This is a genomic window from Actinomycetospora lutea (assembly GCF_028737205.1).
Taxonomy (GTDB): domain Bacteria; phylum Actinomycetota; class Actinomycetes; order Mycobacteriales; family Pseudonocardiaceae; genus Actinomycetospora; species Actinomycetospora lutea.
In genome coordinates this window covers 98,677-124,430 of record NZ_JAQZAL010000021.1, presented here as the reverse complement: position 1 = coordinate 124,430, position 25,754 = coordinate 98,677, and the positions used below count along the sequence as shown (strand labels likewise).

General features: G+C 74.4%; 22 protein-coding genes. 7 read left to right on the top strand and 15 right to left on the bottom strand.

From position 1 onward, the window contains the following. Positions 1 to 104: 104 nt before the first annotated feature. The gene (locus PHK61_RS22130; protein WP_274283176.1) at positions 105 to 1,715 is read left to right on the top strand and encodes an SDR family oxidoreductase; all 1,611 of its coding nucleotides are present in this window, start codon (positions 105 to 107) and stop codon (positions 1,713 to 1,715) included. Between the two features lie 39 nt (positions 1,716 to 1,754). On the opposite strand, the gene PHK61_RS22125 is transcribed toward PHK61_RS22130, so the two are convergent. Together PHK61_RS22125 and PHK61_RS22120 are read right to left on the bottom strand one after the other, a co-directional pair. Next, positions 1,755 to 2,630, bottom strand: coding sequence for an aldo/keto reductase (locus PHK61_RS22125; RefSeq protein WP_274283175.1), 876 nt, complete (start codon positions 2,628 to 2,630; stop codon positions 1,755 to 1,757). 137 nt (positions 2,631 to 2,767) lie between these two features. Next, positions 2,768 to 3,697 carry an NAD-dependent epimerase/dehydratase family protein gene (locus PHK61_RS22120; protein WP_274283174.1) on the bottom strand — a complete coding sequence of 310 codons (930 nt, stop codon included), beginning with the start codon at positions 3,695 to 3,697 and terminating at the stop codon, positions 2,768 to 2,770. A 43-nt stretch (positions 3,698 to 3,740) separates the two neighbouring features. Between PHK61_RS22120 and cutA the strand changes: the two genes are divergently transcribed. After that, positions 3,741 to 4,088 carry a divalent-cation tolerance protein CutA gene (gene cutA / locus PHK61_RS22115; RefSeq protein ID WP_274283173.1) on the top strand — a complete coding sequence of 116 codons (348 nt, stop codon included), beginning with the start codon at positions 3,741 to 3,743 and terminating at the stop codon, positions 4,086 to 4,088. A gap of 11 nt (positions 4,089 to 4,099) precedes the next feature. Then, positions 4,100 to 5,305 carry an MFS transporter gene (locus PHK61_RS22110; RefSeq protein ID WP_274283172.1) on the top strand — a complete coding sequence of 402 codons (1,206 nt, stop codon included), beginning with the start codon at positions 4,100 to 4,102 and terminating at the stop codon, positions 5,303 to 5,305. A gap of 16 nt (positions 5,306 to 5,321) precedes the next feature. Here the strand turns inward: PHK61_RS22110 and dnaB are convergent, their stop codons facing one another. The 9 genes from dnaB to PHK61_RS22065 form a co-directional block, all read right to left on the bottom strand. After that, complete coding sequence (gene dnaB, locus PHK61_RS22105) at positions 5,322 to 6,713, bottom strand: replicative DNA helicase (RefSeq protein ID WP_378019094.1); 1,392 nt, start codon at positions 6,711 to 6,713, stop codon at positions 5,322 to 5,324. A 577-nt stretch (positions 6,714 to 7,290) separates the two neighbouring features. After that, positions 7,291 to 7,740 carry a 50S ribosomal protein L9 gene (gene rplI, locus PHK61_RS22100; protein ID WP_274283171.1) on the bottom strand — a complete coding sequence of 150 codons (450 nt, stop codon included), beginning with the start codon at positions 7,738 to 7,740 and terminating at the stop codon, positions 7,291 to 7,293. Between the two features lie 11 nt (positions 7,741 to 7,751). Continuing rightward, the gene (gene rpsR, locus PHK61_RS22095) at positions 7,752 to 7,988 is read right to left on the bottom strand and encodes a 30S ribosomal protein S18 (RefSeq protein ID WP_133826840.1); all 237 of its coding nucleotides are present in this window, start codon (positions 7,986 to 7,988) and stop codon (positions 7,752 to 7,754) included. A gap of 39 nt (positions 7,989 to 8,027) precedes the next feature. Continuing rightward, the gene (locus PHK61_RS22090) at positions 8,028 to 8,585 is read right to left on the bottom strand and encodes a single-stranded DNA-binding protein (RefSeq protein WP_274283170.1); all 558 of its coding nucleotides are present in this window, start codon (positions 8,583 to 8,585) and stop codon (positions 8,028 to 8,030) included. Further along, on the bottom strand, positions 8,585 to 8,911 hold the full coding sequence (gene rpsF, locus PHK61_RS22085; protein WP_274283169.1) for a 30S ribosomal protein S6: 327 nt from the start codon (positions 8,909 to 8,911) through the stop codon (positions 8,585 to 8,587). Before rpsF ends, PHK61_RS22090 begins: the two co-directional genes overlap by 1 nt. A gap of 148 nt (positions 8,912 to 9,059) precedes the next feature. Continuing rightward, entirely contained in the window at positions 9,060 to 10,013 is a 954-nt protein-coding gene (locus tag PHK61_RS22080; RefSeq protein ID WP_274283168.1) for a hypothetical protein, read from the bottom strand. 170 nt (positions 10,014 to 10,183) lie between these two features. Next, positions 10,184 to 11,785, bottom strand: coding sequence for a glycosyltransferase family 87 protein (locus PHK61_RS22075; RefSeq protein WP_274283167.1), 1,602 nt, complete (start codon positions 11,783 to 11,785; stop codon positions 10,184 to 10,186). A 36-nt stretch (positions 11,786 to 11,821) separates the two neighbouring features. Further along, positions 11,822 to 14,341 carry a transglycosylase domain-containing protein gene (locus tag PHK61_RS22070; protein WP_274283166.1) on the bottom strand — a complete coding sequence of 840 codons (2,520 nt, stop codon included), beginning with the start codon at positions 14,339 to 14,341 and terminating at the stop codon, positions 11,822 to 11,824. Positions 14,342 to 14,794: 453 nt separating this feature from the next. Continuing rightward, a complete protein-coding gene (locus PHK61_RS22065) occupies positions 14,795 to 15,202 on the bottom strand; it encodes a DUF5318 family protein (protein WP_274283165.1) in 408 nt (135 codons plus the stop codon). 176 nt (positions 15,203 to 15,378) lie between these two features. On the opposite strand from PHK61_RS22065, the gene PHK61_RS22060 reads away from it, so the two are divergent. Together PHK61_RS22060 and PHK61_RS22055 are read left to right on the top strand one after the other, a co-directional pair. Beyond that, on the top strand, positions 15,379 to 16,038 hold the full coding sequence (locus PHK61_RS22060) for a PadR family transcriptional regulator (RefSeq protein WP_274283164.1): 660 nt from the start codon (positions 15,379 to 15,381) through the stop codon (positions 16,036 to 16,038). Positions 16,039 to 16,091: 53 nt separating this feature from the next. Next, positions 16,092 to 17,174, top strand: coding sequence for an inositol-3-phosphate synthase (locus tag PHK61_RS22055; protein WP_274283163.1), 1,083 nt, complete (start codon positions 16,092 to 16,094; stop codon positions 17,172 to 17,174). A gap of 100 nt (positions 17,175 to 17,274) precedes the next feature. Here PHK61_RS22055 and PHK61_RS22050 read toward each other — a convergent pair whose 3' ends face one another. Beyond that, positions 17,275 to 20,187 carry a leucine--tRNA ligase gene (locus PHK61_RS22050; RefSeq protein WP_274283190.1) on the bottom strand — a complete coding sequence of 971 codons (2,913 nt, stop codon included), beginning with the start codon at positions 20,185 to 20,187 and terminating at the stop codon, positions 17,275 to 17,277. A 135-nt stretch (positions 20,188 to 20,322) separates the two neighbouring features. On the opposite strand from PHK61_RS22050, the gene PHK61_RS22045 reads away from it, so the two are divergent. After that, entirely contained in the window at positions 20,323 to 20,805 is a 483-nt protein-coding gene (locus PHK61_RS22045; protein ID WP_274283162.1) for an SdpI family protein, read from the top strand. Between the two features lies 1 nt (position 20,806). Here the strand turns inward: PHK61_RS22045 and PHK61_RS22040 are convergent, their stop codons facing one another. Both PHK61_RS22040 and PHK61_RS22035 read right to left on the bottom strand, forming a co-directional pair. After that, positions 20,807 to 21,295: a DUF427 domain-containing protein gene (locus PHK61_RS22040; RefSeq protein ID WP_274283161.1), complete on the bottom strand. Its 489-nt coding sequence runs from the start codon at positions 21,293 to 21,295 to the stop codon at positions 20,807 to 20,809. 104 nt (positions 21,296 to 21,399) lie between these two features. Continuing rightward, positions 21,400 to 21,990 (bottom strand): YqgE/AlgH family protein, encoded by a 591-nt coding sequence (locus tag PHK61_RS22035; RefSeq protein WP_274283160.1) that lies wholly within the window; start codon positions 21,988 to 21,990, stop codon positions 21,400 to 21,402. 211 nt (positions 21,991 to 22,201) lie between these two features. Between PHK61_RS22035 and PHK61_RS22030 the strand changes: the two genes are divergently transcribed. Further along, on the top strand, positions 22,202 to 23,656 hold the full coding sequence (locus PHK61_RS22030) for an MFS transporter (protein ID WP_274283159.1): 1,455 nt from the start codon (positions 22,202 to 22,204) through the stop codon (positions 23,654 to 23,656). 518 nt (positions 23,657 to 24,174) lie between these two features. Here PHK61_RS22030 and PHK61_RS22025 read toward each other — a convergent pair. Continuing rightward, the gene (locus tag PHK61_RS22025; RefSeq protein WP_274283158.1) at positions 24,175 to 25,644 is read right to left on the bottom strand and encodes a CCA tRNA nucleotidyltransferase; all 1,470 of its coding nucleotides are present in this window, start codon (positions 25,642 to 25,644) and stop codon (positions 24,175 to 24,177) included. Positions 25,645 to 25,754: the final 110 nt, after the last annotated feature.

Sequence of the window (25,754 nt, the reverse complement as noted above, 5' to 3'; positions counted from 1 at the left end):
CGAAGGAGGTCGGCGGGTTTCAGGAGGGCCCGGATCGGGGGCAGCGAGCGGGGAACCGGCACCTCGGTGCTGCGCGGCGGTGCGTCAGGGACGACGATCCCCTCGTGCGATGCGTGGTCACCGGAGCGACCGGATACATCGGCGGGCGACTCGCCCCGCGGCTGGCGGCGGAGGGCCACCACGTCCGGTGCGTGGTGCGCGACCCCGACAAGGTGCGCGACGTCCCCTGGGCCGAGCAGGTCGAGATCGTGCGCGGCGACGTGCTCGACGAGGAGTCGATGCGGCGCGCGTGCGAGGGCGCCGACGTCCTCTACTACCTCGTGCACTCGCTCTCCGAGCGCGGCTTCGCGGCCGTCGACCGGCAGGCCGCCATGATCAGCGCGCAGGCCGCCCGCGAGGCCGGTGTGTCGCGGATCGTCTACCTCGGCGGCATGCACCCCGACGGGGTCGAGCTCTCCGAGCACCTCGCGTCGCGCGCCGAGGTCGGCGAGATCTTCCTGCGCTCGGGCGTCCCCACGGTCGTCCTGCAGGCCGCGGTGATCCTCGGGTCGGGCTCGGCGAGCTTCGAGATGCTGCGCTACCTCACCGAGCGGCTGCCCGTGATGCTCACGCCCTCCTGGGTGCACCACCGGGTCCAGCCGATCGCGATCCGCGACGTCCTGCACTACCTCGTGCGCGCCGTGACCCTGCCGCCCGAGGTCAACCGCACCTTCGACATCGGCGGACCGGACGTCCTAACCTACCTGCAGATGATGGAGGGGTTCGCCGACGTCGCCGGCCTGGCCAAGCGCGCGATGCTGCCCGTGCCGGTGCTGACGCCGCGGCTGTCGTCGCACTGGGTCAACCTCGTCACCCCGGTCCCGCGCTCCACCGCGGTGCCGCTCATCGACTCCCTGATCCACGAGGTCGTCGCGGCCGAGCACGACATCGACACGTTCATCCCGCCGCCCGAGGGCGGCCTCACGGGCTTCCGGCGCGCGGTGTCGCTCGCGCTGGCGCGGATCGGGTCCGGGCAGGTGGAGACGCGCTGGAGCGGCGCGAACGCCTCCTACGCGCCGTCCGATCCGCTGCCCTCGGACCCCGAGTGGGCGGGCGGCACGGTGTACACCGACGTCCGCGAGCGCCCGTCGACGGCGTCGGCGGAGAACGTCTGGCACATCGTCACCGGGATCGGTGGCGAGCGCGGCTGGTACTCGTTCCCGCTCGGCTGGTGGGCGCGCGGGGTGCTCGACCGCCTCTTCGGCGGCGTCGGCCTGCGCCGCGGGCGGCGGGACGCCGACTCGCTCAAGGTCGGCGACGCGCTCGACTGGTGGCGGGTGGAGGAGTGCCTTGACGAGGGGTCGGCCGACCGCGAGGTGGTCAGCGGGCCCGCGATGCTGCCCGGCGAGCGCCTGCTGCGCCTGCGCGCGGAGATGAAGGCGCCGGGTCTCGCGTGGCTCGAGCTGCGCGTCGCGCCGACCGAGGAGGGCTCGCTGTACCGGCAGCGGGCGATCTTCTTCCCGCACGGGCTCGCGGGGCACGCCTACTGGCGCGTCATCGCCCCGTTCCACGTCCTGGTCTTCGGCGGCATGGAACGGCGCATCGTCGCGGCCGCCGAGCGGGCCGAGCGCGGCGAGGACCCGGACCCGCCGACCGGGCTGGTGGCGCGCCTCAAGGACCGCCGCGCGCGCCGCGACGCGGAGCGGGCGCGGCCGGCGGTGCGCACCGGCTCCTGACGTCGTGGACGGGGCCCGCGGGCCCCGTCCACGAGCGGATCAGGCCGCGGCGTCCAGGGTGGCCACGGTCGCGCGGTCGAGCTCGAGCGACGCGGCCCCGCAATTCTCGTCGAGGTGCTCCAGCGAGCTGGTGCCCGGGATCGGGAGCATCACCGAGCTGCGCTGCAGCAGCCACGCCAGGGCGACCTGGGCGGGCGTCGCGCCGAACTTCTCGGCGGCACGCTCGGCCGCGTTGCCGGGCTCGGCGAGCTTGCCCGCGTCGGCGGGCGCCCACGGGATGAAGCCGATGCCGTGCTCGGTGCAGTGCCGCAGGACGTCGTCGGACGAGCGGTCCACCAGGTTGTAGCGGTTCTGCACGGAGGCGACGTCGACGATTCTCCCGGCGGCCTCGATCTCGGCCACCGACACCTGGCTCAGCCCGACCTCGCGCACCTTGCCCTCGCGCTGCAGGTCGGCGAGCAGGCCGAACTGCTCGTCGGCGGCGACGTGCGGGTCGATGCGGTGGAGCTGGAAGAGGTCGATGGTCTCCACGCCGAGGCGGCGCAGGCTCATCTCGGCCTCCTGGCGCAGGTAGTCCGGGCGCCCGCAGGGGATCCACTTGTTCGGCCCGGTGCGCAGCAGCCCGGCCTTCGTCGCGACCGTCACCCCGCGGTACGGGTACAGCGCCTCGCGGACGAGCTCCTCGCTGACGTACGGGCCGTACGAGTCGGCCGTGTCGATGAAGTCCACGCCCAGCTCGACCGCGCGCCGCAGCACCGCGAGCGCGTTGTCCGGGTCCTTCGGCGGGCCCCAGATGCCCTCGCCGGTCAGGCGCATCGCGCCGTAGCCCAGGCGGTGCACCTTCAGCGCCCCGCCCAGCATGAACTGTCCCGAGGCGGCCACGACGCCCGCTGCGACCACGTTGTCGTCGGTCATGTGCTCACCCTTCCCGGCCGTGTCAGGTCCAGCCGTGGGATCCAGACTGGCATCCCCGGCCGACCAGCGACGGCGGGCGTGTCCGATCTCCCACCGGACCCTCCCGCACGACCCCGGACGGCTGACGCCCGGGTGCGTCAGGTGGGCATGAAGTGCGCGGTGAGAGCGAGCCCGTCGGCGATCCCGCGGGCCGCGACACCGAGCGCCCGGGCGCCGTCGTCGCGGACCCGGTAGCCGCCGAGGTGGCCGTACACGACCGACCGGTCGGCGAACGGCGGCGCGTCCGGCGGGAGCTCGCTGCCCTGCGGGAGGCGCCGCACCCGGTGCGGGCTGCCGGCGAGCGCACAGAAGGTGTCGAGCACCTCGGGGAACGACGCGACCTCCCCGCACAGCACGTAGCGCCGGCCCACCTCGCCGTCGGTGAAGACCAGGAGCTGGCCCGCCGCGACGTCCTGCGCGAGCGTCCAGCCGACGCGCGTGTCGACGATGCCCCCGACCTCGCCGCGCGCCGCGGCCGCGAGCAGCTGGTTGTAGCTCAGCGGCCCCCGCGGCGAGGGCCCGTAGACGTTGACGACGGTGGCGACGACCGCGTCGAGGCCGTCGGTGGCGACGGCGTCCAGCACGACCGCCTCGGCCTCGGCCTTCGTCGTCGAGTACGGGTCGGTGAGCGCGGTGCCGCCCGCGGCGTCCTCGGCGACCAGGCAGCCGGGTCCGTCGGGGTCGGGGACGCAGATGGCCGCGCTGGTCGAGGTGTGCACCAGCCGCCGGACCCCGGCGCGGCGGACGGCCTCGACGACCCGGCGGGTGCCGCCGACGTTCAGCTCGCGCGCCTCCGGCCCCGGCACGCCCACCGCGGCCGCGAGGTGGAAGACGCCCTCGCAACCGTCCATCGCCCGGGCCAGCGAGTCGGCGTCGGCGAGGTCGGCGGCCACCCGCTCGACACCGTCGGGCAGGACGTCGGCACGGGACGGGTCGCGGACCACGGCCCGGACCGCGTACCCCTGCTCGTGCAGGTACGCGACGACCGCCGACCCGACGAACCCGGTGGCACCCGTGACGAGGAGCATCGGCGCATCGTGGCACGGACCGACACCGCCGGAGGCTCTTCCGATGTCCGACGCACCCACCGCCCGGGTCGTGCTGACCACCACCGACTCCGCCGACGACGCCGAGCGGCTGGCCCGCCTGCTCGTCGACGCGCACCTCGCGGCGTGCGTGCAGATCGCCGGCCCGGTGCGCAGCGTGTTCCGGTGGGAGGGCGCGGTCTCCGTGGAGCCGGAGTGGCAGCTCTGGCTCAAGACCGACGCTGCGCGCGTCGACGACCTCACCGCGCGGCTCGTCGTCGAGCACGGCTACGACGTGCCCGAGGTGCTCGTCCTGCCGGTGGTCGGGGGGCACGGGCCGTACCTGGGGTGGGTGACGGAGGAGACCGAGCGAGGGGACGCCCCCGACCGTTAGCCTTGGCAACGATGTCGACATCGCTGGAGCGCACGGAGCCCGCCGCCCTGCGCCGCGGCGACCCCGGGTTCCGGCCGGTCGCCGTCGGGCTGTTCTTCGCGGGCTTCACGACGTTCGCGCTGCTCTACGCCACGCAGCCGCTGCTCCCGGCGCTCGTCGACGCCTACGGGATCACGCCGGGGACGGCGTCGCTGTCGGTCTCGGTGAGCACCGCCGCCGTGGCCGTCGGCATCATCCCGGCCAGCGCGCTCTCGGAGCGCTGGGGCCGGCGCCCGGTGATGCTCGGCTCGCTGGTCGCCGCGGTGGCGCTCGGCCTCGGGGCGGCGCTCGCCCCCGACTTCGGGCTGCTGCTCGTCCTGCGCGCGCTCGAGGGCCTCGCGCTGGCCGGGCTGCCCGCGGTCGGGATGGCCTACCTCGCCGACGAGATCGACGGAGGTCACCTCGGCGGCGCCATGGGCCTCTACGTCGCCGGCAACTCGGTCGGCGGCTTCGGCGGCCGGATCTTGGTCAGCGCGCTGGCCGACCTCACCGGCTCGTGGCGCTGGGCGCTCGCCGGCATCGCGCTGCTGTCCGCCGCCTGCCTCGTCGCGTTCGCGCTGGTGCTGCCCGCCTCGCGGCGCTCCCGCCCGGCGCCCGTCGGTGTCGGGGCGCTCCTCCGCGACGTCGGGGCCCACCTGCGCGACCCGGTGATGCGCCGGCTGTTCGCCGTCGGCCTGCTCGTCATGGGCGTGTTCGTCTGCGCCTACAACTACGTGACCTTCCTGCTGCTCGGCCCGCCCTTCGCGCTGCCCCCGCTGGTCGTCGGCTTCGTGTTCGTGCTCTACGCGGTCGGCACCGCGACGTCCGCGCGGGCCGGCCGCCTCGCCGACCGCGTCGGCGCCCGGCCCGTCCTCATCGGCGCCGCCGGCGTCGCGGCGATCGGCGCCGCGGCGATGCTGATGTCCTGGGTCGCCGTCGTGATCGCCGGTCTCGTGCTGCTGACCGTCGGGTTCTTCGCCGCGCACCCCGTCGCGAGCGCGTGGGTGGGCCGGCGCGCCGAGCACGGGCGCGCCGTGGCCTCCGGGCTCTACCTCGCCGCGTTCTACGTCGGATCCTCGGTGGGCGGCACGCTCGGCGGCGTCGCCTACGGCCTCGCCGGCTGGCCCGCCACCGTCGGCTTCATGGCCGTGCTCCTGGCGCTCACCGTCGCCGTGGTGTGGCCGCTGCGGTCGCGCTGACCCCCACCCGCGGGCTTCAGCCCCGCGCGATGTCGCTGAACCGGCTGTAGTGCAGCTGGTGGGCCACGGTGATGGTCGCCGTGGGGCCGTTGCGGTGCTTGGCCAGGATCAGGTCGGCCTCGCCGGCGCGGGGGTCGTCGCGCTCGAACGCGTCGGGGCGGCTGATGAGCATGACCATGTCGGCGTCCTGCTCCAGCGACCCCGACTCGCGGAGGTCGGAGAGCATCGGCTTCTTGTCGGTGCGCTGCTCGGGACCACGGTTGAGCTGGCTGATCGCGACCAGCGGCACCTCGAGCTCCTTGGCCAGCAGCTTGAGCTGCCGGGAGAACTCCGAGACCTCCTGCTGACGGGACTCGACCTTCTTGCCCGAGGTCATCAGCTGCATGTAGTCGAGGATGATCAGCTTGAGGTCGTGGCGCTGCTTGAGCCGCCGCGCCTTGGCCCGGATCTCCATGATCGTCATGTTGGGCGAGTCGTCGATGAACAGCGGCGCCTCGCTGATCTCGCTCATGCGCCGCGCGAGCCGCGTCCAGTCGTCGTCGGTCATCGTGCCGGCGCGCATGTCGGCCAGACGGATCTTCGCCTCGGCCGACAGCAGACGCATCACGATCTCGGTGCGGCTCATCTCCAGGGAGAAGAACGCCGAGGTCAGGCCGTGCTTGACACTTGCTGACCTGGCAAAATCCATTCCCAGCGTCGATTTGCCGATCCCGGGCCGGGCGGCCACGATGATCATCTGGCCGGCGTGCAGGCCGTTGGTGACGTCGTCGAGGTCGGTGAAGCCGGTGGGCACGCCGAAGGAGACGCCGCCGCGCGAGGCGATGGCGTCGATCTCGTCCATCGTCGGCTGCAGGACGTCCTCGAGCGCCACGTAGTCCTCGGTGACGCGGCGGTCGGTGACCTCGTAGACCGCGGCCTGGGCCCGGTCGACGATGTCGTCGGTGTCGGAGCCCTCGGCGCCGTGGTAGCCGAGCTGCACGATGCGCGTGCCCGCCTCGACCAGGCGCCGCAGGATCGCCCGGTCGGCGACGATCTCGGCGTAGTAGCCGGCGTTCGCGGCCGTGGGCACCGTCGCGATGAGCGTGTGCAGGTAGGGCGCACCGCCGATGCGCAGGAGCTCGCCGCGCTTCTCGAGCTCGGCGGAGACCGTGACCGGGTCGGCGGGCTCGCCGCGGCCGTAGAGGTCGAGCACGCACTCGTAGACCGTCTGGTGGGCCGGGCGGTAGAAGTCGTCGGGCTTGAGCATCTCGACGACGTCGGCGATGGCGTCCTTGGACAGCAGGATCGCGCCGAGCACCGACTGCTCGGCCGGGAGGTCCTGGGGCGGCTGCCGGTCGAACTCCGGCGGCGCGGCGCCGGGACGTTCCGGGCCCCGCCCGGACGTCCCCCGATCGTCCAGCACCGCCACGCGGTCACTCCCTCACGCTCGCCCGGAGACCGGCACGGCCGACCCGTGCCCGTCGAACACCCGTTCTAGCAGCGCCCACCGACAGCCCGGCGGGACCGGCACGCGGCGGGTCCCGACCGCAGCCGTCGCGACCGCGTGGACGGCACGGTAGGTCCCCGTCGAGCACCGCTCCAGGGGCCCCTGGGGATGCTCTGGGGACAACCCCGGGATCGATCCACCGGGCACACCCCCGCGGTGGGCACACACCTGGGGACAACCTGTTGGCAACCACCCTTGTGGGTGCATCACCCCAGCTCAGCGACCTGTGCGCACTGTGGACAACAAGTGGATGGAGAACGCTCCGGCGCGTCGTCCGGGGCGTGTCGTCGGCGTGTCCGTCCGGTGGCGGGGCGTGGCGAGCCGAGCGGCGCCCGGGCTTCGCCGGGCGGGCCGGGGCGGGCCGGGCGCCGCCCGGCGGGCGCCCGGCTCCCGATCGGTCGGATCCACGCGCGACGGACCTGGCCGTCACCGGCCCGGACACACGTCGGGCCCGGACCGCACGGCGGCGGTCCGGGCCCGAGGTGGGTGGTGCGGGGGGTCAGGCGCCCTGGACGTCCAGGGGCAGCGCGACCGCGACGTCCGGGTGCAGCCGCACGGTGACCTCGTGGTCGCCCGTGGACTTGATGTGCCCGGCGATGTCGATGAACCGCTTGTCGAGGTTCGGGCCGCCCTGCGAGCGGACCGCGGACACGACGTCGGCCGGCGTGACCGAGCCGAAGAGGCGCCCGCCCTGCCCGGCCTTGCCGGTGACCGTGACGGTGCCGAGGCCCTGGATCTGCCCGGCGACCTCCTTGGCGTGGTCGAGGTCGCGGATCCGCTTGCCCTCCTGGGTGCGGCGGATCGTGTCGACCTGCTTCTGCGCGCCCCGGGTGGCGACGATGGCCAGGCCGCGGGGGAGCAGGAAGTTGCGGCCGTAGCCGTCCTTGACCTCGACGGTGTCGCCGGGGCCGCCCAGGTTGGGGACGTCGGCGGTGAGGATGAGCTTCACGTCGGCCTCCCTCAGCGCGCCGTCGAGGTGTAGGGCAGGAGCGCCATCTCGCGGGAGTTCTTCACCGCGACCGCGACGTCGCGCTGGTGCTGCGAGCAGTTGCCCGAGACGCGGCGCGCGCGGATCTTCCCGCGGTCGGAGATGTACTTCCGCAGGAGGTTGGTGTCCTTGTAGTCGATCAGCTGGTTCTTGTCCTTGCAGAAGGTGCAGACCTTCTTCTTGGGCTTGCGCACCGGCGGCTTCGCCATGGTGGTTCTTCTCCTGAGCAGAACTGGGATGAGTGAGATCTAGAACGGGGGCTCGTCGTCGTAACCGCCCCCACCGCCGCCGCCCGAGGAGCCCGCGGCCGGTGCCGAAGCCCACGGGTCGTCCGACCCGCCGGACCAGCCACCGCCGCCGGAGCCCCCGGAGCCGCCGGAGCCGTAACCGCCGCCCCCGTTGCCGCCGCCACCGCCGTAGCCGCCACCGCCACCGCCGCCGCGGGAGGCCTTGGTGACCGACGCCGTGGCGTAGCGCAGCGAGGGGCCGATCTCGTCGACCTCGAGCTCGATGACGGTGCGCTTCTCGCCCTCACGGGTCTCGAACGAGCGCTGCTTGAGGCGGCCCTGCACGATGACGCGCGCGCCCCGGGTGAGCGTCTCGGCGACGTTCTCCGCGGCCTGGCGCCAGATGTTGCAGCGCAGGAATAGGGCTTCGCCGTCCTTCCACTCGCCGCTCTGGCGGTCGAAGGTGCGCGGCGTCGACGCGACCGTGAAGTTGGCGACGGCGGCACCCGACGGCGTGAACCGCAGCTCCGGGTCGGCGGTGAGGTTGCCGACCACGGTGATGACCGTGTCGCCGGCCATCAGTTCGCCTTGCCCCGGCGCCCGGCGAAGGCGGGGTCGCGGCGCATGACCTTGGTGCGGAGCACGGACTCGTTCAGCGCGAGCTGCCGGTCCATCTCCTTGACGGTCGCGGGCTCGCAGTTGATGTCGAGGACGGCGTAGATGCCCTCGGCGTTCTTCTCGATCTCGTAGGACAGTCGGCGACGTCCCCAGACCTCGACGTTCTCCACGGTGCCGCCGTCGTTGCGGACGACGTTGAGGAACGTCTCGAGCGACGGAGCAACGGTGCGCTCGTCGAGGCTCGGGTCGAGGATCACGACCAGTTCATAGTGGCGCACGAGGACCACTCACCTCCTGTGGGCTCAGCGGCCACGGACGATCCGTGGCAGGAGGGGTCTCGGTCCGCCCAGATTACCAACCGGCCACGATCGTCCCGCCGAGGCCCCTACCAGGTCCGACGCAGCGGCGCGCGCCGCGGTTCCGCCGAGTTCGCGCTCAGGCGGGGACCGGCGTGCGCGGTGCCGCGGTGGTGACGTCCTCGGCCGCATCGTCCTCGGTGGCGTCCTCGGTGGCGTTCTCGGCCGCGTCGTCTTCGGTGGCGTCCTCGGCGAGCTCGTCGGCCGGCTCGGTCACGGGTGCCGCGCCCGCGGCCACCGGCGCCTTGCCGAGCACGATCCGCCGGACGGTGAACGCCGCGACGCCGGAGAGCGCGAGGACCGCGATGAGGGCGGGCACGCCCACGCCGCCGTCGGTCAGCCCGTCCACCGGCAGCGCCTGGACCTGGCTCGCGGTGGTGACGGCGCTGGCGGCGTCGTAGCCGAGGTAGGCGGGCGCGCCGGCGCGCAGGCCGGGGAACGCCGAGCCGAGCAGCATGTTCGGGTCGTAGGCCGCGAGACCCGGCGCCGGGCCGCTCGCCGAGCGCAGGAACGAGGACGGGAGCGCGCCGAAGGCGGGCGCGAACGCCGGCGCGGCGGCGGCCGCCTGCTGCGGGGTGAGCGTCGGGACCGCGGCGGCCGGCGCGGGCGTGGCGGCCTGTGAGCGCGGGGTGGTCGCCCGCGGCTGCGGGGTGGGGTCGAGCACGGCGCCGGTGCCGCGGCTGAGCTGGTCGGTCGCCGGACGCAGCGGCGGCGCCGCCTGGGCGACCCCGCTCGCGACCGGCTCCACGACCTGCACCTGCACGCGGCAGAGCAGCCCGCCGATCCCGCCGACGACCTGAGCGATCGGCTCCATCCCGCGGCGCACCTCGCGCTCGAAGGGCAGGCCGAGCTCGGGGATCACCTTGATGGTCTGGCCCGGCTCGGCGCGGACGGTCTGCCCGCAGCGCGCCTCGACGACGTCGTCGGAGCTCGGGGCCGCCATCGCGGATCCGGCTCCGAGCAGCAGCGAGCCCGTCACCAGTCCGCCGGCGAGGGCGGCGGTCAGCAGGCGGCGGGGAGCACGCAGCGCCATGAAGGGGACCTTTCTCCATCTGCCCGGGGAGTGCCGGAGGGCCCCGCGGGGGAGCGGGCCGACCGGCGGCACGTGGTGACCAACGAGGAGGTCGCCCGGTGGTGACGCCCGGACTCACCCGGCCGCCGGAGTCGTCGCCCACCGACACACCCCGATCGGAGGAGTCGCCCTCATCGAGGGACTGAAGGTCCCCGCCGCCGCAGCGGCCGCGCCACGGCGTCGATCACGGCGTCGGCACGTGACAGACGCCGCGTCTCGTCGGGCGCCCCGTCGAGCACGCCCCCGTCGGGGTCGTCGAGCCCGACCGAGAACGACGGGTCGCGCGGGGTGCGGACGGGGTCGTGCTCGGGACGCAGCACCGTCCGCACGACGAGCCCGGCGATCACGAGGACGGCGACGTCCCGCACGACGACCGCGCCGAGGAACCAGGGTGCGGGCAGGCCCTTGGCGTCGGTGCCGAGGTAGTAGTACATCCGCGGCGCCCAGACCAGCGCGTCGATCAGCATCCAGGCGAGCAGCGGGCGCCAGCGCGGGTAGGCGAGCACGGCCAGCGGCACCAGCCACAGCGAGTACTGCGGGCTCCACACCTTGTTGGTGAGCAGGAACGCCACGATGACGAGGAACGCGATCGCCGCGACGCGGGGCCGGCGCGGGGCCTTCACGACGAGGACCGCGATCGCGAGGCAGCACACCCCGAACAGGACCGCGCTGACCGCGTTGAGCACCGAGGGCGGCTGCCCGGGCGCGAGCGGACCGTCGAACCCGCTCCACCCGGTGAAGCCGGAGACCACGTTGTAGAGCGAGTCGGGGTCGGCGCCGCGCTGGCCGTTGAGCCGGAAGAATTCCCACCACCCGACGGGCGCGACGAGGGCCACCGGCAGGTTCAGCGCCGCCCAGGCCAGCACCCCAGCGCACGTGGCCTGCGCCCACGCGCGCATCCGCCCCGCCCGCAGGCACAGCAGCAGCAGCGGGAAGAGCAGGAACAGCGGGTAGAGCTTGGCGGCGGCGCCCACGCCGAGGACCAGCCCGGCGAGCCCGGGTCGTCGCCGGGCCCACGCCAGCATCCCGAGGGTGGCCGCGGCGACCGCGAGCGTGTCGAAGTTCGTGAACGCGTGCACCGCGACCAGCGGCGACACCGCGGCGATCGCGGCGTCCCACGGCCGTCCGGGTCGCAGCCGCACGACCGCCCAGACGGTCACCAGCCATGCGAGCGCCAGCCAGAACGCCGACAGGTCGAAGTACACGACCACCGCCAGCCCGCCCGGAAGCAGCCCGGCGTCGGCGCCGGCCAGCCACAGGTCCGCGAGGCGCGCGTTGGCCCACTGGAAGAACCCGGTGAGCACCGGGTACTCCATGTACCGGACCTGCTCGCTGCCGTCCTCGCGCCGGTCGACCCAGGACGTCCCGTAGGGGATGCCGCCGACGTCGAGGCGCTCGGCGGTGTAGAGCGGGACGGTGTCGGAGTAGCACATCGCCACGTACTGGCGCCCGTCGCGCCAGTCGAGCTCGAGCCCGTTGTCCCCGGGGTACTGCTGCAGGCACGGCGCCTTGGCGAACCACGCGAGCGCCAGCACCGTCACGGCGAGGAGCAGCACCACCCGCAGCGGGGTGAGGAACCGCGCCCGGCCGGCCACCGCGTGCTCGCCCAGCGGGCCGCCGACCACGGTCGACAGCGACGCGACGAACGGGTCCTCCTGGGTGGGACGGACCCGCTGGTCCGGGCCGAGCGAGGCCGGGTCGTGGGTGCGGGCCCGCGTCGGCGAGCCGGTCACGGCGACCCACCGGCGGAGAGTCGGTCAGCGCGACGGTCAACCACCAGGGACCAGAGCGCCCCCGGCGCCGTCTCCACCGCCGCCGTCACCGCCGCCTTGCCCGCCGCCGCCGCCCTGGCCGCCGCCGGCGCCGTCTCCACCGCCGGCGTCACCGGCCGCGGCGCCACCTTGCCCCTGGTCGCCACCCTGGCCCTGGCCCTGGTCGCCTCCGGCGCCCTGGCCCTGGTCACCGCCGCCCTGGCCCTGGTCGCCACCGCCACCCTGGCCCGGGTCGCCGCCCTGGCCCGGGTCGCCGCCCTGGCCCTGGTCCTCCGGCGGGCACGGCTGACCCTCGACGCACTGCTGCTCCGGCGGAGCGGTCGGCGTCGTCTGCGGCGGCGCGCCGATGGGACGGAAGTCCGAGAACTGCTCGACGGGGTCGCCCTGCACGGCGTCGTTCATGTAGCCCTGCCAGATCTGGCCGGGCACGCCGCGCCCGTAGATCGGGCGCCCGTCGCGGGTCTTGATGGGCGTGTTGTCGTCGGTCCCGACCCAGACCGCCGTCGAGATCGACGGCGTGAACCCCACCGTCCAGGCGTCGTTGTTCTGCCCGTCCACCGACGACTGCACGGTGCCGGTCTTCGCGCCGACCGGGCGCCCGCCGGCGAGCGGGATGCCGGAGTGGTCGGCCACCTGCAGCATCGACTCGGTGACGTTGCGGGCGAGCTGCTGGCTCATCCGCTGCTCGCCCGCGGGCGCGCCGGCGTCGAAGAGCACCCGGCCGTCGGCGGTGGTGACGCGGCTGACGAGGTGCGGCCGGTGGTAGACGCCGTCCGCGGCGAACGTCGCGTACGCCGCCGCCATGTCGCCGGGACGGACCTCGCGGTCGCCCAGCGAGATGCCGCCGCTGGGGTTGGGCAGCTCGGCCGAGATGCCCGCCTGGTGCGCGGCGTCGGCCACGCGCTGGGGGCCGACCTGCACGCCGAGCTGGTAGAAGACCGTGTTGATCGACTGCGTCATCGCCGTGCGCAGGTCGCAGTTGGCGCAGTTCTCGCCCTCGTTGTTCTCCACCTCGGTGCCCGCGATCGTCTGCGGGCTCGACCCGTCGAAGGTCGTGCCGAGCCCGATCGGCGACGGGTTGCGCTGCAGACCGGCGAGCAGCACGAACGGCTTGAACGACGAGCCCGGCTGGCGCTGGGCCTGGGCGTAGTCGAAGCCGGAGCCGTCCTCCCCGCCGTAGTAGGCGAGGATCGCGCCGGTGCGCGGGTCGACCGACACGAGCGACGTGCGCAGGTTCTGCGGCTGGCCGCGCAGGCGACGCTCGACGGACTCGACCGCGTCGTCCTGCCGGTCCGGGTCGATCGTCGTCGTGACCTGCAGACCCTCCTGGTTCACCTGCTGCTCGGTGATGCCGTAGGAGTTCAGCTCGGCGCGCACCGCGGAGACGATGTGCCCGCGGTCGTTGTCGGGGATGCCGCTGCGCCGGGGCTGCGGCGGGATCGCCGCGGGGAAGACCTGTCCCGCGCGCTCCGCGGCGGGCAGCCAGTTCTGGCTGACCATGCCGTCGAGGACGAAGTTCCAGCGCTGCTCGGACATGCCGCGGTCGACGGCGGGGTCCCAGCGCGACGGCGACTGGATGAGCCCGGCGAGCATCGCGCCCTCGGAGACCGAGAGCTGCGAGACGTCCCTGCCGAAGTACGCCTGCGACGCGGCCTGGATGCCGTAGGCACCGCGGCCGAAGTAGATCGTGTTGAGGTAGTTGCCGAGGATCTCCTCCTTGCTCTGCTCCTGGGAGATCTTCGCCGCGATCACCACCTCGCGGTACTTGCGCCAGATCGAGTACTCGTCGCCGACCAGCGTGTTCTTCACGTACTGCTGAGTGATCGTCGACCCGCCGCCGCTGCCGCCGGTGGCCTGCAGCCACACCGCGCGCAGGATGCCGACCGGGTCGAAGCCGAGGTTGGAGTAGAAGGAGCGGTCCTCGGCCGAGAGCACCGCCTGCTGGACGTGCAGCGGCACCTGGGTGATCGGCACCTTGATCCGGTTGCCCTGCTCGGGCACCAGCGAGGCGAGCGAGGAGCCGTTCGCGTACGAGATCGTCGCGAGCTGGTTGTTGGTGGCGTCGTCGGGCGTCGGCACCCGGAAGAAGATCCAGCCGACCGCGAAGGCGAGCACCGGGCCGAGCACGAGGAGGCCGAGCAGGACGTAGGCGATGCGCCGGAGACGGCGGTTGCGGCGCTTGCGGGGATCGGGCCCCGGGCCGGGCGGCTTCCGCCGTCCGCGCGGGGGCTCGTCGCCGCCGTCGTCCCCGCCACCGGGACGGGTGCGGGACGGCGCGACGGCGGTGCCGGACAGGCCGCCGGCGCCCATCGCCGAGCGCGACGTCGCGGCCGTCGCCGTCGGGGCCATCGCCCGCGTCGCCGAACCGTGGCGTCCCCCGTCGACGCGGGTGGGGCGTCCACCGTCGTGGGTCAGCAGGCGTGGCTCGCGCGCCGTCTCCCGGCCCTCGGGCGGGGTGACCGTGCCGACGGCGCTGCGTCGTGCGCCGGGCGCATCGACCGCGGCGCCGTTCGCCACCGTGGGAGCGTCGGTGGGGGCCGCGGGCGGGTGGTGGGTGGGGTTCCGCGACGGGGGCACCGAGCGCCAGCCGGGCGGCAGCCCGTGGTCACCCGGGTGCGGCGGGCCGGGCGGCCCCGGCGGGCGGCCGCCCTGCGGCGGGAGCGGGCGACCCGGACCGGGCTGAGGTCCCGGCGGTCCCGGCGGTCCCGGCGGGCCCGGCGGGCCCGGCGGCGGTCCGGACGGGCGGCCCGGTGCGGCCCCGTTCGGGCCCCCCGGCGGCGCTCCGCCGTGGCGGTCGCCGCGCGGGCCGGACCGGGCCGGCGGCGCGGGCGGGGTGCCGCGATCGGCACCGGGGGGTCGACCGCCCCCGCGGTCCGTGCGCCGCTCGTCGTCCACCGATCGCCTCCCGATTGCCGGGTGGTTCCTCGTCCGTCCCGTGGGGGTTCCCGTCGGACCCGGTCCCGATCGGCGTCAGGGGGAGGCGGTCCGGCGCCGCCGGCGGCCCCCTCCCGACGCATCGTCGGTTCCCAGGACGTATGACTGTACGAGGTGGTTCCACCGGCACGACCGGCAGACCTCCACGACGTGCACGGTGAACTCGCTGATCGCATCCGCCAACCGGTGGATCTCGTCGGCGGAACGAGCGGATCCGGCGGCCGCGCCGAGTCGTTCGCCGAAGACCCACATGACCTCGACGAGGGGTTCCCGCTGGCACAGCGGGCACGTCCGGGCGGTCGGCCGACCGTGGTACGAGGCGGCCTGGAGCAGGTAGGTCCCGGCGTCGCAGGCGTCCGCGGTGGCCACGCGGCCCGCGGCGACGTCGGCGAGCGCCGCGCGGCGCTGCAGCGCGTAGTCGACGACCTGACGGACTCCCGGCACGACGCCAGCCTAGCCATGCACGGCGTCCCGCGTCCCCCGCTCGCGGGCACGCCGGACGACCCGCGCGACTGTGACGTGATCGCGGATCGGCGACGCCTGATGTATCGGTCCGATATGGTAGACGCCACGGACGTCGTGATCGTCGCGGCGGGTCGGGACGCGTGGGGGAGGTGGCCGTGCTCGAGCTCGCCGTGCTGGGCCTGCTCCACGAGGCCCCCATGCACGGGTACCAGCTGCGCAAGCAGCTGCACGCCCGGCTCGGCACGTTCCGGGCGTTCTCGTGGGGGTCGCTCTACCCGACCCTGCGCCGGCTCCAACGTGCGGGGCTGATCGCCGAGACCACCGACGCGCCGGCCGACGGACCGGAGGAGGGCGCCGAGACCGTCGCGTCCTCCCGGGCGCGGGCGTCGTCCCGCAGCACCTGGGGCTCGAAGACGCGTCGGGGTCGGCGCGTGTTCGAGCTCACCGCCGAGGGCAAGGACCGCTTCGACGAGCTCCTCGCCGAGGTCGGCCCCCAGGCGTGGGACGACGAGAGCTTCGGCATCCACCTGGCCTTCTTCTCCCGCACCCCGGTCGAGGTGCGGATGCGCATCCTCGAGGGACGGCGCCGCCAGGTGGAGGAGCGCCGCGAGGGGCTGCGCTCGACGCTCTCCCGCGCCGGTGAGCAGATCGACCACTACACGCGTGAGCTGCACCGCATCGGCCTCGAGTCCACGGAGCGCGAGGTGCGCTGGCTCAACGAGCTGATCGCCGCGGAACGCGGGGAGGGCTCACCGCGGACACCCCCCGACGACGAGCCGGGCCCCGGAGCCCGTCCGACCCCCCACGGCGCCTGACTCCGCAGGTCCCGTCACCCGCCACCCCGAAAGAGACAAAGAGGAGAACAGCCATGGGTTCGGTCCGAGTGGCGATCGTGGGCGTGGGCAACTGCGCCGCGTCGCTCGTTCAGGGCGTGCACTACTACGCCGACGCCGACCCGGCCGCACGGGTGCCGGGTCTGATGCACGTCGACTTCGGCGGGTACCACGTGCGCGACCTCGAGTTCGTGGCGGCGTTCGACGTCGACGCGAAGAAGGTCGGCCAGGATCTCGCCGACGCCATCAGCGCCTCGGAGAACAACACGATCAAGTTCGCGGACGTCCCGCCGACCGGCGTGACCGTCCAGCGCGGCCACACCCTCGACGGCCTCGGCCGCTACTACCGCGAGATCATCACCGAGGCCGACAGCGAGCCGGTCGACGTCGTCGCCGCGCTGCGCGAGGCCCGCGCCGACGTGCTCGTCTCCTACCTGCCGGTGGGCAGCGAGGACGCCGACAAGTTCTACGCCCAGTGCGCCATCGACGCCGGCGTGGCCTTCGTCAACGCCCTGCCCGTGTTCATCGCGTCCGACCCCGAGTGGGCGCAGAAGTTCACCGACGCGGGCGTCCCGATCGTCGGCGACGACATCAAGTCGCAGGTCGGCGCCACGATCACCCACCGCGTGCTCGCGAAGCTCTTCGAGGACCGCGGCGTCCACCTCGACCGCACGATGCAGCTCAACGTCGGCGGCAACATGGACTTCCAGAACATGCTCGAGCGCGAGCGCCTGGAGTCCAAGAAGACCTCGAAGACGCAGTCCGTGACCTCGCAGATCGACCGCGACATGGGCAAGGGCAACGTGCACATCGGCCCGTCGGACCACGTGCCGTGGCTCGACGACCGCAAGTGGGCCTACGTGCGCCTCGAGGGCCGCGCCTTCGGCGACGTGCCCCTCTCGCTCGAGTACAAGCTCGAGGTCTGGGACTCCCCGAACTCCGCGGGCATCATCATCGACGCCGTCCGCGCCGCGAAGATCGCGATGGACCGCGGCATCGGCGGCCCGCTGCTCGCGCCGTCGTCGTACTTCATGAAGTCACCGCCCGAGCAGTACCGCGACTCGGTGGCCTACGACCGCGTCGAGGAGTTCATCCGCGGCGAGCGGGGCCCGGCCTGAGGCTCGCGGGTCGCCCTGGGTTCTGAGCGAAGGGCACTCCTCGCCCATCTACCCGACCGAAGGTGCCCTTCGCTCAGAAAGCCCCGGCGCGGCCCCGACCTCAGCGGACGATGTTCACCAGGCGTCCGGGGACGACGATGACCTTGCGCGGGTCCGCGCCCGCGAGGAGCTCGACGACCTTGGCCTCGGCGAGCGCCGCCGCACGGACGTCGTCCTCGCCGGCGGTCGCGGGCACCGTGATCCGCGAGCGGACCTTCCCGTCGACCTGGATCGGGTACTCGACGGAGTCCTCGACGAGCAGGGCCGGGTCGGCCTCGGGGAACGGGGCGTAGGCCAGCGTCTCCGGGTGGCCCAGCCGCGACCACAGCTCCTCGCCGAGGTGCGGGCACAGGGGCGCGAGCAGGAGCACCAGCGGCTCGATCACCGAGCGCGGGGCGCCGCCGTTCGGGTAGGTCTTGGTCAGGTGGTTGGCCAGCTCGATGAGCTTGGCGACCGCGGTGTTGTAGTGCATCGCCGGCAGGTCCGAGCGCACGCCGTCGATCGCCTTGTGCAGGGCGGTCAGGGTGTCGCGGTCGGGCTCGGCGTCGGAGACGCGCAGCGCGCCGGTCTGCTCGTCGATCACGAGGCGCCACACGCGCTGCAGGAAGCGGTGCGAGCCGACGACGTCGCGCGTCGACCACGGCCGCGAGGCCTCCATCGGCCCCGTCGACATCTCGTAGAGCCGGAACGTGTCGGCGCCGTACGCCTCGCACATCTCGTCGGGCGTCACCACGTTGCGCAGCGACTTGCCCATCTTCCCGTACTCCTGGCAGACCGGCTCCCCGTTCCACGTGAATCCGGTGGCCGACGACGCGTCCTCGACGACCTCCTCCGCCGGCACGTAGACCCCGCGCGCGTCGGTGTAGGCCCAGGCCTGGACGTAGCCCTGGTTGAACAGCTTGCGGAACGGCTCCGACGACGAGACGTGGCCGAGGTCGAAGAGCACCTTGTGCCAGAACCGCGAGTACAGCAGGTGCAGCACCGCGTGCTCGACGCCGCCGACGTACAGGTCCACGCCGCCGGGGTCGCCGGGCGAGCGCGGGCCCAGCCAGTAGCGCTCGACGTCGGGGTCGACGAAGCGCTCCTTGTTGTCCGGGTCGAGGTAGCGCAGGTAGTACCAGCACGACCCCGCCCACTGCGGCATCGTGTTGGTCTCGCGCAGGTACTCGGCGAAGCCGCGCTCCGGGTCCGAGGGCAGGTCCGCGGAGAACGCCACCCACTCGGTCGCGCGGGCCAGCGGCGACTCCGGCGACGAGTCCCGGTCGTCGGGCGCGAACGACTTCGGCGCGTAGTCCTCCACATCGGGCAGCAGCACCGGCAGGTCGCTGTCGGGCAGCCCCCGGGGGATCGAGGGCCCGCCGTCGCTCTCGCCCTCGGCGGCGTAGGCGATCGGGAACGGCTCGCCCCAGTAGCGCTGGCGGGAGAACAGCCAGTCGCGCAGCTTGTACTGCACGACCGCCTCGCCGTCACCGCGCCCGACGAGCCACGCGACGATCGCGGCCTTCGCCTCGTCGACGCCCAGGCCGTTCAGCGAGACCTCGTCGTTGGCCGAGTTGATCGCCGGGCCGGCGCCGACGTAGGCCTCGCCCCCGGACGCCTCGAAGTCCGCCGGCGGCTGGACCGTGCGGCGGATCGGCAGGCCGAAGACGGTCGCGAAGTCCCAGTCGCGCTGGTCCTGGCCGGGCACCGCCATGATCGCGCCGGTGCCGTAGCCCATGAGGACGTAGTCGGCGACGAACACGGGCAGCGGCTCGCCGTTGACGGGGTTGGTCGCCCAGGCGCCGGTGAACACGCCGGTCTTGTCGCGGGCCTCCTGGCGCTCGAGGTCGGAGCGCGAGGCGACGACCCGGCGGTAGCCCTCGATCGCCTCCGCGGGGGTCGCGGCGCCGCCGGTCCAGCGCCCGTCGAGGTCCTCGCCGGTCCGGGGCGACGGCCACGCGTCCGGGGCGATGACGTCGACGATCGGGTGCTCGGGGGCGACGACCATGTAGGTCGCGCCGAACAGCGTGTCGGGACGGGTGGTGAACACCTCGATGACCGCGTCCGAGCCCGCGACCGGGAACCGGACCTGCGCGCCCTGCGAGCGCCCGATCCAGTTGCGCTGCATCGTCTTGACCGAGTCGGGCCAGTCGACGCCGTCGAGGTCGTCGGCCAGGCGGTCGGCGTACGCGGTGATCCGCATCATCCACTGACGCAGGTTGCGCCGGAACACCGGGAAGTTGCCGCGCTCGGAGCGCCCGTCGGCGGTGACCTCCTCGTTGGAGAGCACCGTGCCCAGCGCGGGACACCAGTTCACCGGCGCGTCGGCCAGGTAGGCCAGCCGGTGGTCGTCGAGGACGCGGTCCTGCTCGGGGCGCGAGAGCGCGGTCCAGTCGCGGCCGTCGGGCAGCGCCCGGATGCCCGCGCGGAACTCCTCCTCGAGCTCGGTGATCGGGCGGGCGCGGTCGGCCTCGCGGTCGTACCAGGAGCCGTGGATCTGCAGGAAGATCCACTGGGTCCAGCGGTAGAAGTCGATGTCGGTGGTGGACACCGAGCGGTGCTGGTCGTGGGCCAGGCCGAGCTGGCGGATCTGGGCGCGGTAGCGCGCGATGTTCGCCTCGGTGGTGGTCCGCGGATGGGTGCCGGTCTGCACGGCGTACTGCTCGGCGGGCAGCCCGAACGCGTCGAACCCCATGGTGTGCAGCACCGTGCGCCCGGTCATGCGCAGGAAGCGGCCCAGGACGTCGGTGCCGATGAACCCCAGCGGGTGCCCGACGTGCAGGCCCGCGCCCGACGGGTACGGGAACATGTCCATCAGGTAGAACTTCTCGCCCGCGGGCCCCGGGTGGTCCGGGGACGGGTTCGCGACGGCGAAGGTGTCCGCGGACTCCCAGTGGTCCTGCCAGCGCCGCTCGATCTCGTTCGCGAGCGCGGCGGTGTAGCGGTACGGCGGGGTGCCGTTGCCGCTGCCGGCACTGTCGGCGCGGCTCGCCACCTCGGGCTCGGCGGTCACGGGTTCCTCCTGCAGTTCGACCTGGGGTCCTCCGCGGGGAGCCCGCGGTCGGGTCCGGCGCCGCACGACGGGGCACCGCGGATCCCTGCGAGGACGCATCGAGCCTACTCTGGGGGTGTGATCGTCCCGGCCCTGGTCCTGGCGGCGGCCGCCCTGGTGGTGGGCGGCGCCGGCGTGCTCGCGCTGTGCCACCGCCTGCCCCGCAACCGAGTGCTCGGCGTGCGCACGGTGTGGACCATGGGCAGCGTCGACGCCTTCCGCCGCGCCAACCGGGCCGCCGCGCCGGCGTTCGTCGGGGCCGGCGTCGCCGGGCTCGTCGGGGCGGGCGCCGCGCTCGCCGCCGCGACCACCGCCGCGGGCGTGACGATGATCGTGCTCGGCGCCCTCGCCCTGGTCGGGCTGCTCGGCGCCGGCGGCGTCGTGGGTGCGCGGTTCGCCGACGCGGAGGAGGCCGAGCACGAGGCGCTCATGGCGCTGCCGGCCACGCCGTGCACCGCGGGCGCGCCCGAGGAGCCCGCGCCCGCCGACGACTGCGCGCCCGCCACCGGCGTGTGCGGGGGGACGTGCGCGATCTGCCCCCGGTCGCAGGCCGGGGCCTGACTCACCAGCCCCAGGTGCCGCGCCCGCCCTTGAACGGGCCGACGACGTCCGCGGTGATCCAGCCGCCGTAGAACCCGCCGGGCTGGGGCTCGACGCGCTCGCCGTCGAGGGTGATCTCGTCGAACGGCGCGGGGTAGAGCGCGACCCGGTCGGCGAGCGCCGGGTAGACCGCGTCCTGGGGGTACCACCAGCCCACCTCGGTCAGCGGCGCCGCGCCCGGCACCACGATGTCGACGTAGCGCGCCGTCCCCTTCCACTCGCACACCGTGCGCCGCTGCGCGGGGCGCAGGACGCCGTCGGCGAACGCGGTGCGCGGCAGGTACCAGGTCGGCGGGTGGCTGGTCTCGAGCACGCGGACGAGATCGTCGGAATCGGCGACGACCGTCCCGGCATGGGTCACGACCGCGCGCCGACGGACGGCCTCGGCGCGGGGCGGGCGGGGGTAGTCCCACACCGATTCCTGACCGGGCCCGGGTTCGACGCGTCGCACGTGCTCGACGCTAGGTGCTCGCACCCGCCCCGGCGCGGCGAGCGAACGGGGAGTTCGTGCGCAGAGAAGCAGCGAGATACCCGTTCGCTGCGGGACAGGGCGCGTCAGTTCCGGCGCGGCTCGCTGACGTGGGTGGCGAGGAGGGCCAGGGGCACGCCCTGCCGGCGCAGGACCCCGCCCCAGAGGTCGTAGCCGGCCGGGGCGAGGACGTCGTCGGGCAGGGCGGGCACGACGTACCAGTCGCCGCGGCCGATCTCGCCCTGGAGCTGGCCGCGGTCCCAGCCCGAGTAGCCGGCGAACACGCGCAGGCCGCGGACCCGGGGCGCGAGGTCGTCGGGGTCGCCGTCGAGGTCGACGAGGGCCAGCGGCCCGCGCACGCCGACGACGCCGCCGGTGCTCGCCGGGTCCTCGCCGGTGCGCAGCGCCGCGAGGCACAGCGCCGTGCGCTGCTCGACCGGGCCGCCGACGAACACGGCGTTCGGGCGGGTCGTGTGGGGGTCCCAGCCGGGCAGGACATCGGCGACCGAGACCTCGCTGGGCCGGTTGAGCACGACCCCGAGGGTGCCCGCGGGCCGGTGGTCGATGACGAAGACGACCGAGCGCGCGAAGTTGGGGTCGGTCAGGGTCGGGGAGGCCACGAGGAGCGTCCCCGCCTCGACCTCGGCCTGCTGATGTTCACCCACACCACTGGCCACGCGCCCCATCGTCGCACCGGTGCACGGCGGGGCGGCAGGCACGTCCGCATGGTCACGGGGCGGTCACGCGGCGGTCGCGAGCACGTCCGGGCACGGATGGGCCGCCGCGACGAGGCAGCGGGCCCGTCCCGGCGTGCGCCGATCGGTCGGGCGGATTCCCGACACCGCTGCCGGGACTGCGGGCGTGCCCGACCGCGTAGCGTGGGTGCCCGTGACCGTCGCTCCCGGCCCCGCCGCGCCCGCGGCCGCCGCGACCCCGGCACGCAACCCGGTCCGGCGGCTGCGCGAGCTGCTCGTCCACCCCGGGTTCGGCAAGCTCCTGACGGTCCGGCTGGCCGCGCAGTGGGGCGACGGCGTGTTCCAGGCGGCGCTCGGCGGGCTGGTGCTCTTCAGCCCCGAGCGCGAGGCCGACCCCCTCATGGTCGCCCTGGGGCTGGCCACGGTCCTGCTGCCCTACTCGCTCATCGGCCCCTTCGCCGGCGCGCTGCTCGACCGCTGGGACCGCCGGCGCGTCATGATCGTCGCCGGCGCGCTGCGCGGGGTGCTGACGCTGCTCACGGCGGGGGTGGTCCTCGCCGGGGTCACCGGGCCGGGGCTCTACCTGGGCGCGCTGGCCACGATCGGCGTGAGCCGCTTCATCCAGGCCGGCCTGTCCGCCGCGCTGCCCCACGTGGTGGCCGACGAGCACCTCGTCGGCGCGAACTCGCTGGTCACGACGTCGGGCGCGGTGGCCGCGGCGATCGGCGCGGGCTGCGCGATCGGGCTGCGCGGGCTCATCGGCCCGCAGGACACCGACGCCGCGTGGACGACGGCCGTGGCCGCCGTGGGCTCGCTGGTCATCGTGCTGGTCGCCACGACGATCGCCCGCGGCTCGCTCGGGCCCGACGAGCGCAGCGAGGCCGCCCAGGCGCTGCGGGCCGTGGCGCACGGTCTCGTCGACGGGGCCCGCGCCGCCCGCGACGCCCCCGGCGTGCTCGCGGCGTTCGGCGCCGTCGCCGCCCACCGGCTGGCGTTCGGCATCACCACGCTCGTGGTGATGTTGCTGATGCGGAACTCGCTGACCGACGTCGGGCCGCTCAAGGCCGGGATCGCCGGGCTGGGCGAGGTGGTGGCCGCCGTCGCCGCGGGCCTCGGCGTCGCGGCGGTGGTGACGCCGTGGCTCACCGGGAAGGTCGGCCGCACGGGCACGGTCCGCGTCATGCTCGTGCTGGCCGCGGTGGCGCTGCTCTCCCTCGGTCTCCCGATGACGCTGCCCACCATCCTCGCCGGCTCGTTCGTGCTCGGCCTGGTCGGGCAGGCGATCAAGCTCTGCTCGGACGCGGCGGTGCAGCGCGAGGTCGGCGACGACGTCCGCGGGCGGGTGTTCTCGCTCTCGGACACCACCTTCAACGTCACCTACGTGATCGCCGTGGCGGGCGCGGCGTTCCTCTGCCCGCCCAGCGGGCGCTCGCCGCTGCTGCTGGTGCTCGCCGCCGCGATCTACCTGCTCGGGCTCGTGGTGCACGAGCTGGCGCTGCGCTGGCAGCAGCGCCGGGCCGGGGATCAGGGCGACACCCAGCCGGCCGCGCCGTCCCCGGCGAGGGTGTCGACGGCCCCGTCGCCGTCGGTGTCGAGCAGCAGCAGGTCCCACCGCGCCGACGGCGAGCCGGGTTCCGACGACAGGTAGGCGAGCTCGTGGCGGCCGTCGCCGTCACCGTCGACCAGCAGCTGCTCGACGCGCCCGTCGCCGTCGAGGTCGCACACCACCTCCGCACCCGGCTCGTGGTCGGCGTCCACCGCCACCCCGTCGAGCACCCCGTCGCCGTCGGTGTCCAGCCCCGCCGTGGCCTCCGCCGACCGGCCGCGCACGTCGGTCCAGCTCAGCGCTGCGCCGGTCGCCACCGGATCGGCCCCGGGGAGCGGCGCACGGACGTCCCAGAGGCCGCGACCCGACGGGTCGGTGTAGGCGTGGTCCGGGCGGCCGTCGTCGTCGAGGTCGAGCACCGAGTGGTCGGCGACGCCGTCGCCGTCGGCGTCCCACAGGGCGTCGTCGACCCGCCCGTCGCCGTCGAAGTCGAGGGCGACCGCGTCGGGGTCGCCGGTCGGGCCCAGGTCGCGGTCGGCACGCGAGACGTGGCGGTGCACCGGGCCCTCCCCGGTGCCGAAGGCGTAGCGCAAGGATCCCACACCGGGTTCGACGCAGCCTCAGTCCTCGGGTTCCCCCGCGGACCCGATCCCCTCGGCGGCGGCCCACCGCAGCAGCTCCTCGCGGGCCTCGTCGTGGTCGAGCGGCCCGCGCTCGAGCCGGACGTCCTTGAGGTGGCGCCAGGCCCTCCCCACCAGCGGGCCCGGCGGGATGCCCAGCAGCTCCATGATCGCGTTGCCGTCGAGGTCCGGGCGCACGCGCGCCAGGTCCTCCTCCTGCGCGATCCGCGTGATCCGCTCCTCGAGGTCGTCGTAGGAGCGCTGCAGCGCGGCGGCCCGGCGCTTGTTGCGCGTCGTCGAGTCCGACCGCACGAGCTTGTGCAGCCGGTCGAGCAGCGGCCCGGCGTCGGTGACGTAGCGGCGCACGGCGGAGTCGGTCCACTCGCCCTTGCCGTAGCCGTGGAAGCGCAGGTGCAGGAACACGAGCTGCGCGACGTCCTCGATGACCTGCTTGGGGTAGCGCAGCTCGCGGAGCCGCTTGCGGGTCATCTTCGCGCCGACCACCTCGTGGTGGTGGAAGCTCACCCGCCGCCCGGGCTCGACCTTGCGCGTCGCCGGCTTGCCGATGTCGTGCAGCAGGGCGGCCAGGCGCAGGACGAGGTCGGGGCCGTCCGGGCCCTCCCGCCCGATCGCCTGCTCCATGACCGTCAGCGAGTGCTCGTAGACGTCCTTGTGCTGGGCGTGCTCGTCGATCTCGAGGCGCATGGCGGGCACCTCGGGCAGCACGACGTCGGCGAGCCCGGTGTCGACCATCAGCTCGATCCCGCGCCGCGGGTGGGCGCCGAGCAGCAGCTTCGTCAGCTCCGCCTGCACCCGCTCGGCGGTGATCCGGCCCAGCTCGGGCGCCATCTCCGTCATCGCCTGCTCGACCCTCGGCGCGACCTCGAAGCCCAGCTGGGAGACGAAGCGCGCCGCCCGAAGCAGGCGCAGCGGGTCGTCGCCGAAGGAGGTCCGCGGGTCGGTCGGGGTGTCGAGGACGCCGCGCGCCAGCGCCGCCAGCCCGCCGTAGGGGTCGACGAACGTGCGGTCGGGCAGCGAGAGGGCCATCGCGTTGGCGGTGAAGTCGCGCCGCACGAGGTCGCCCTCCACGGTGTCGCCGAACGCGACCACGGGGTTGCGGGTCACGCCGTCGTAGGCGTCCGCGCGGAACGTCGTGACCTCGCAGGTCACGCCGTGGCGGACCGCGCCGACCGTGCCGTAGGCGATGCCGGTGTCCCAGACCGCCTCGGCCCAGCCCGACACCAGGCGCTGGATCGCGTCGGGCCGCGCGTCGGTGGTGAAGTCCAGGTCGGTGGAGTGCCGGCCGAGCAGCGCGTCGCGCACGCTACCGCCGACGAGGTAGAGGCGGTGGCCGGCGTCGGCGAACCGCCGGGCGAGCTCGTCCGCCACGGGGGAGTAGCTCACCATCTCGACCACCGCCGCGTGATCGGCGCCGGTCGTGGACGAAGGGGCTGGCGCGGGTCCGGGCACGACAGGACAGGCTACCGCGAGCAGGATGCGGGACCGGGAGGGCGGATCCGCCGGGACGACACCCGCGCGTCGACCCGCGGACAGATCCCCGTCACGGCGGGGGCGCCGTA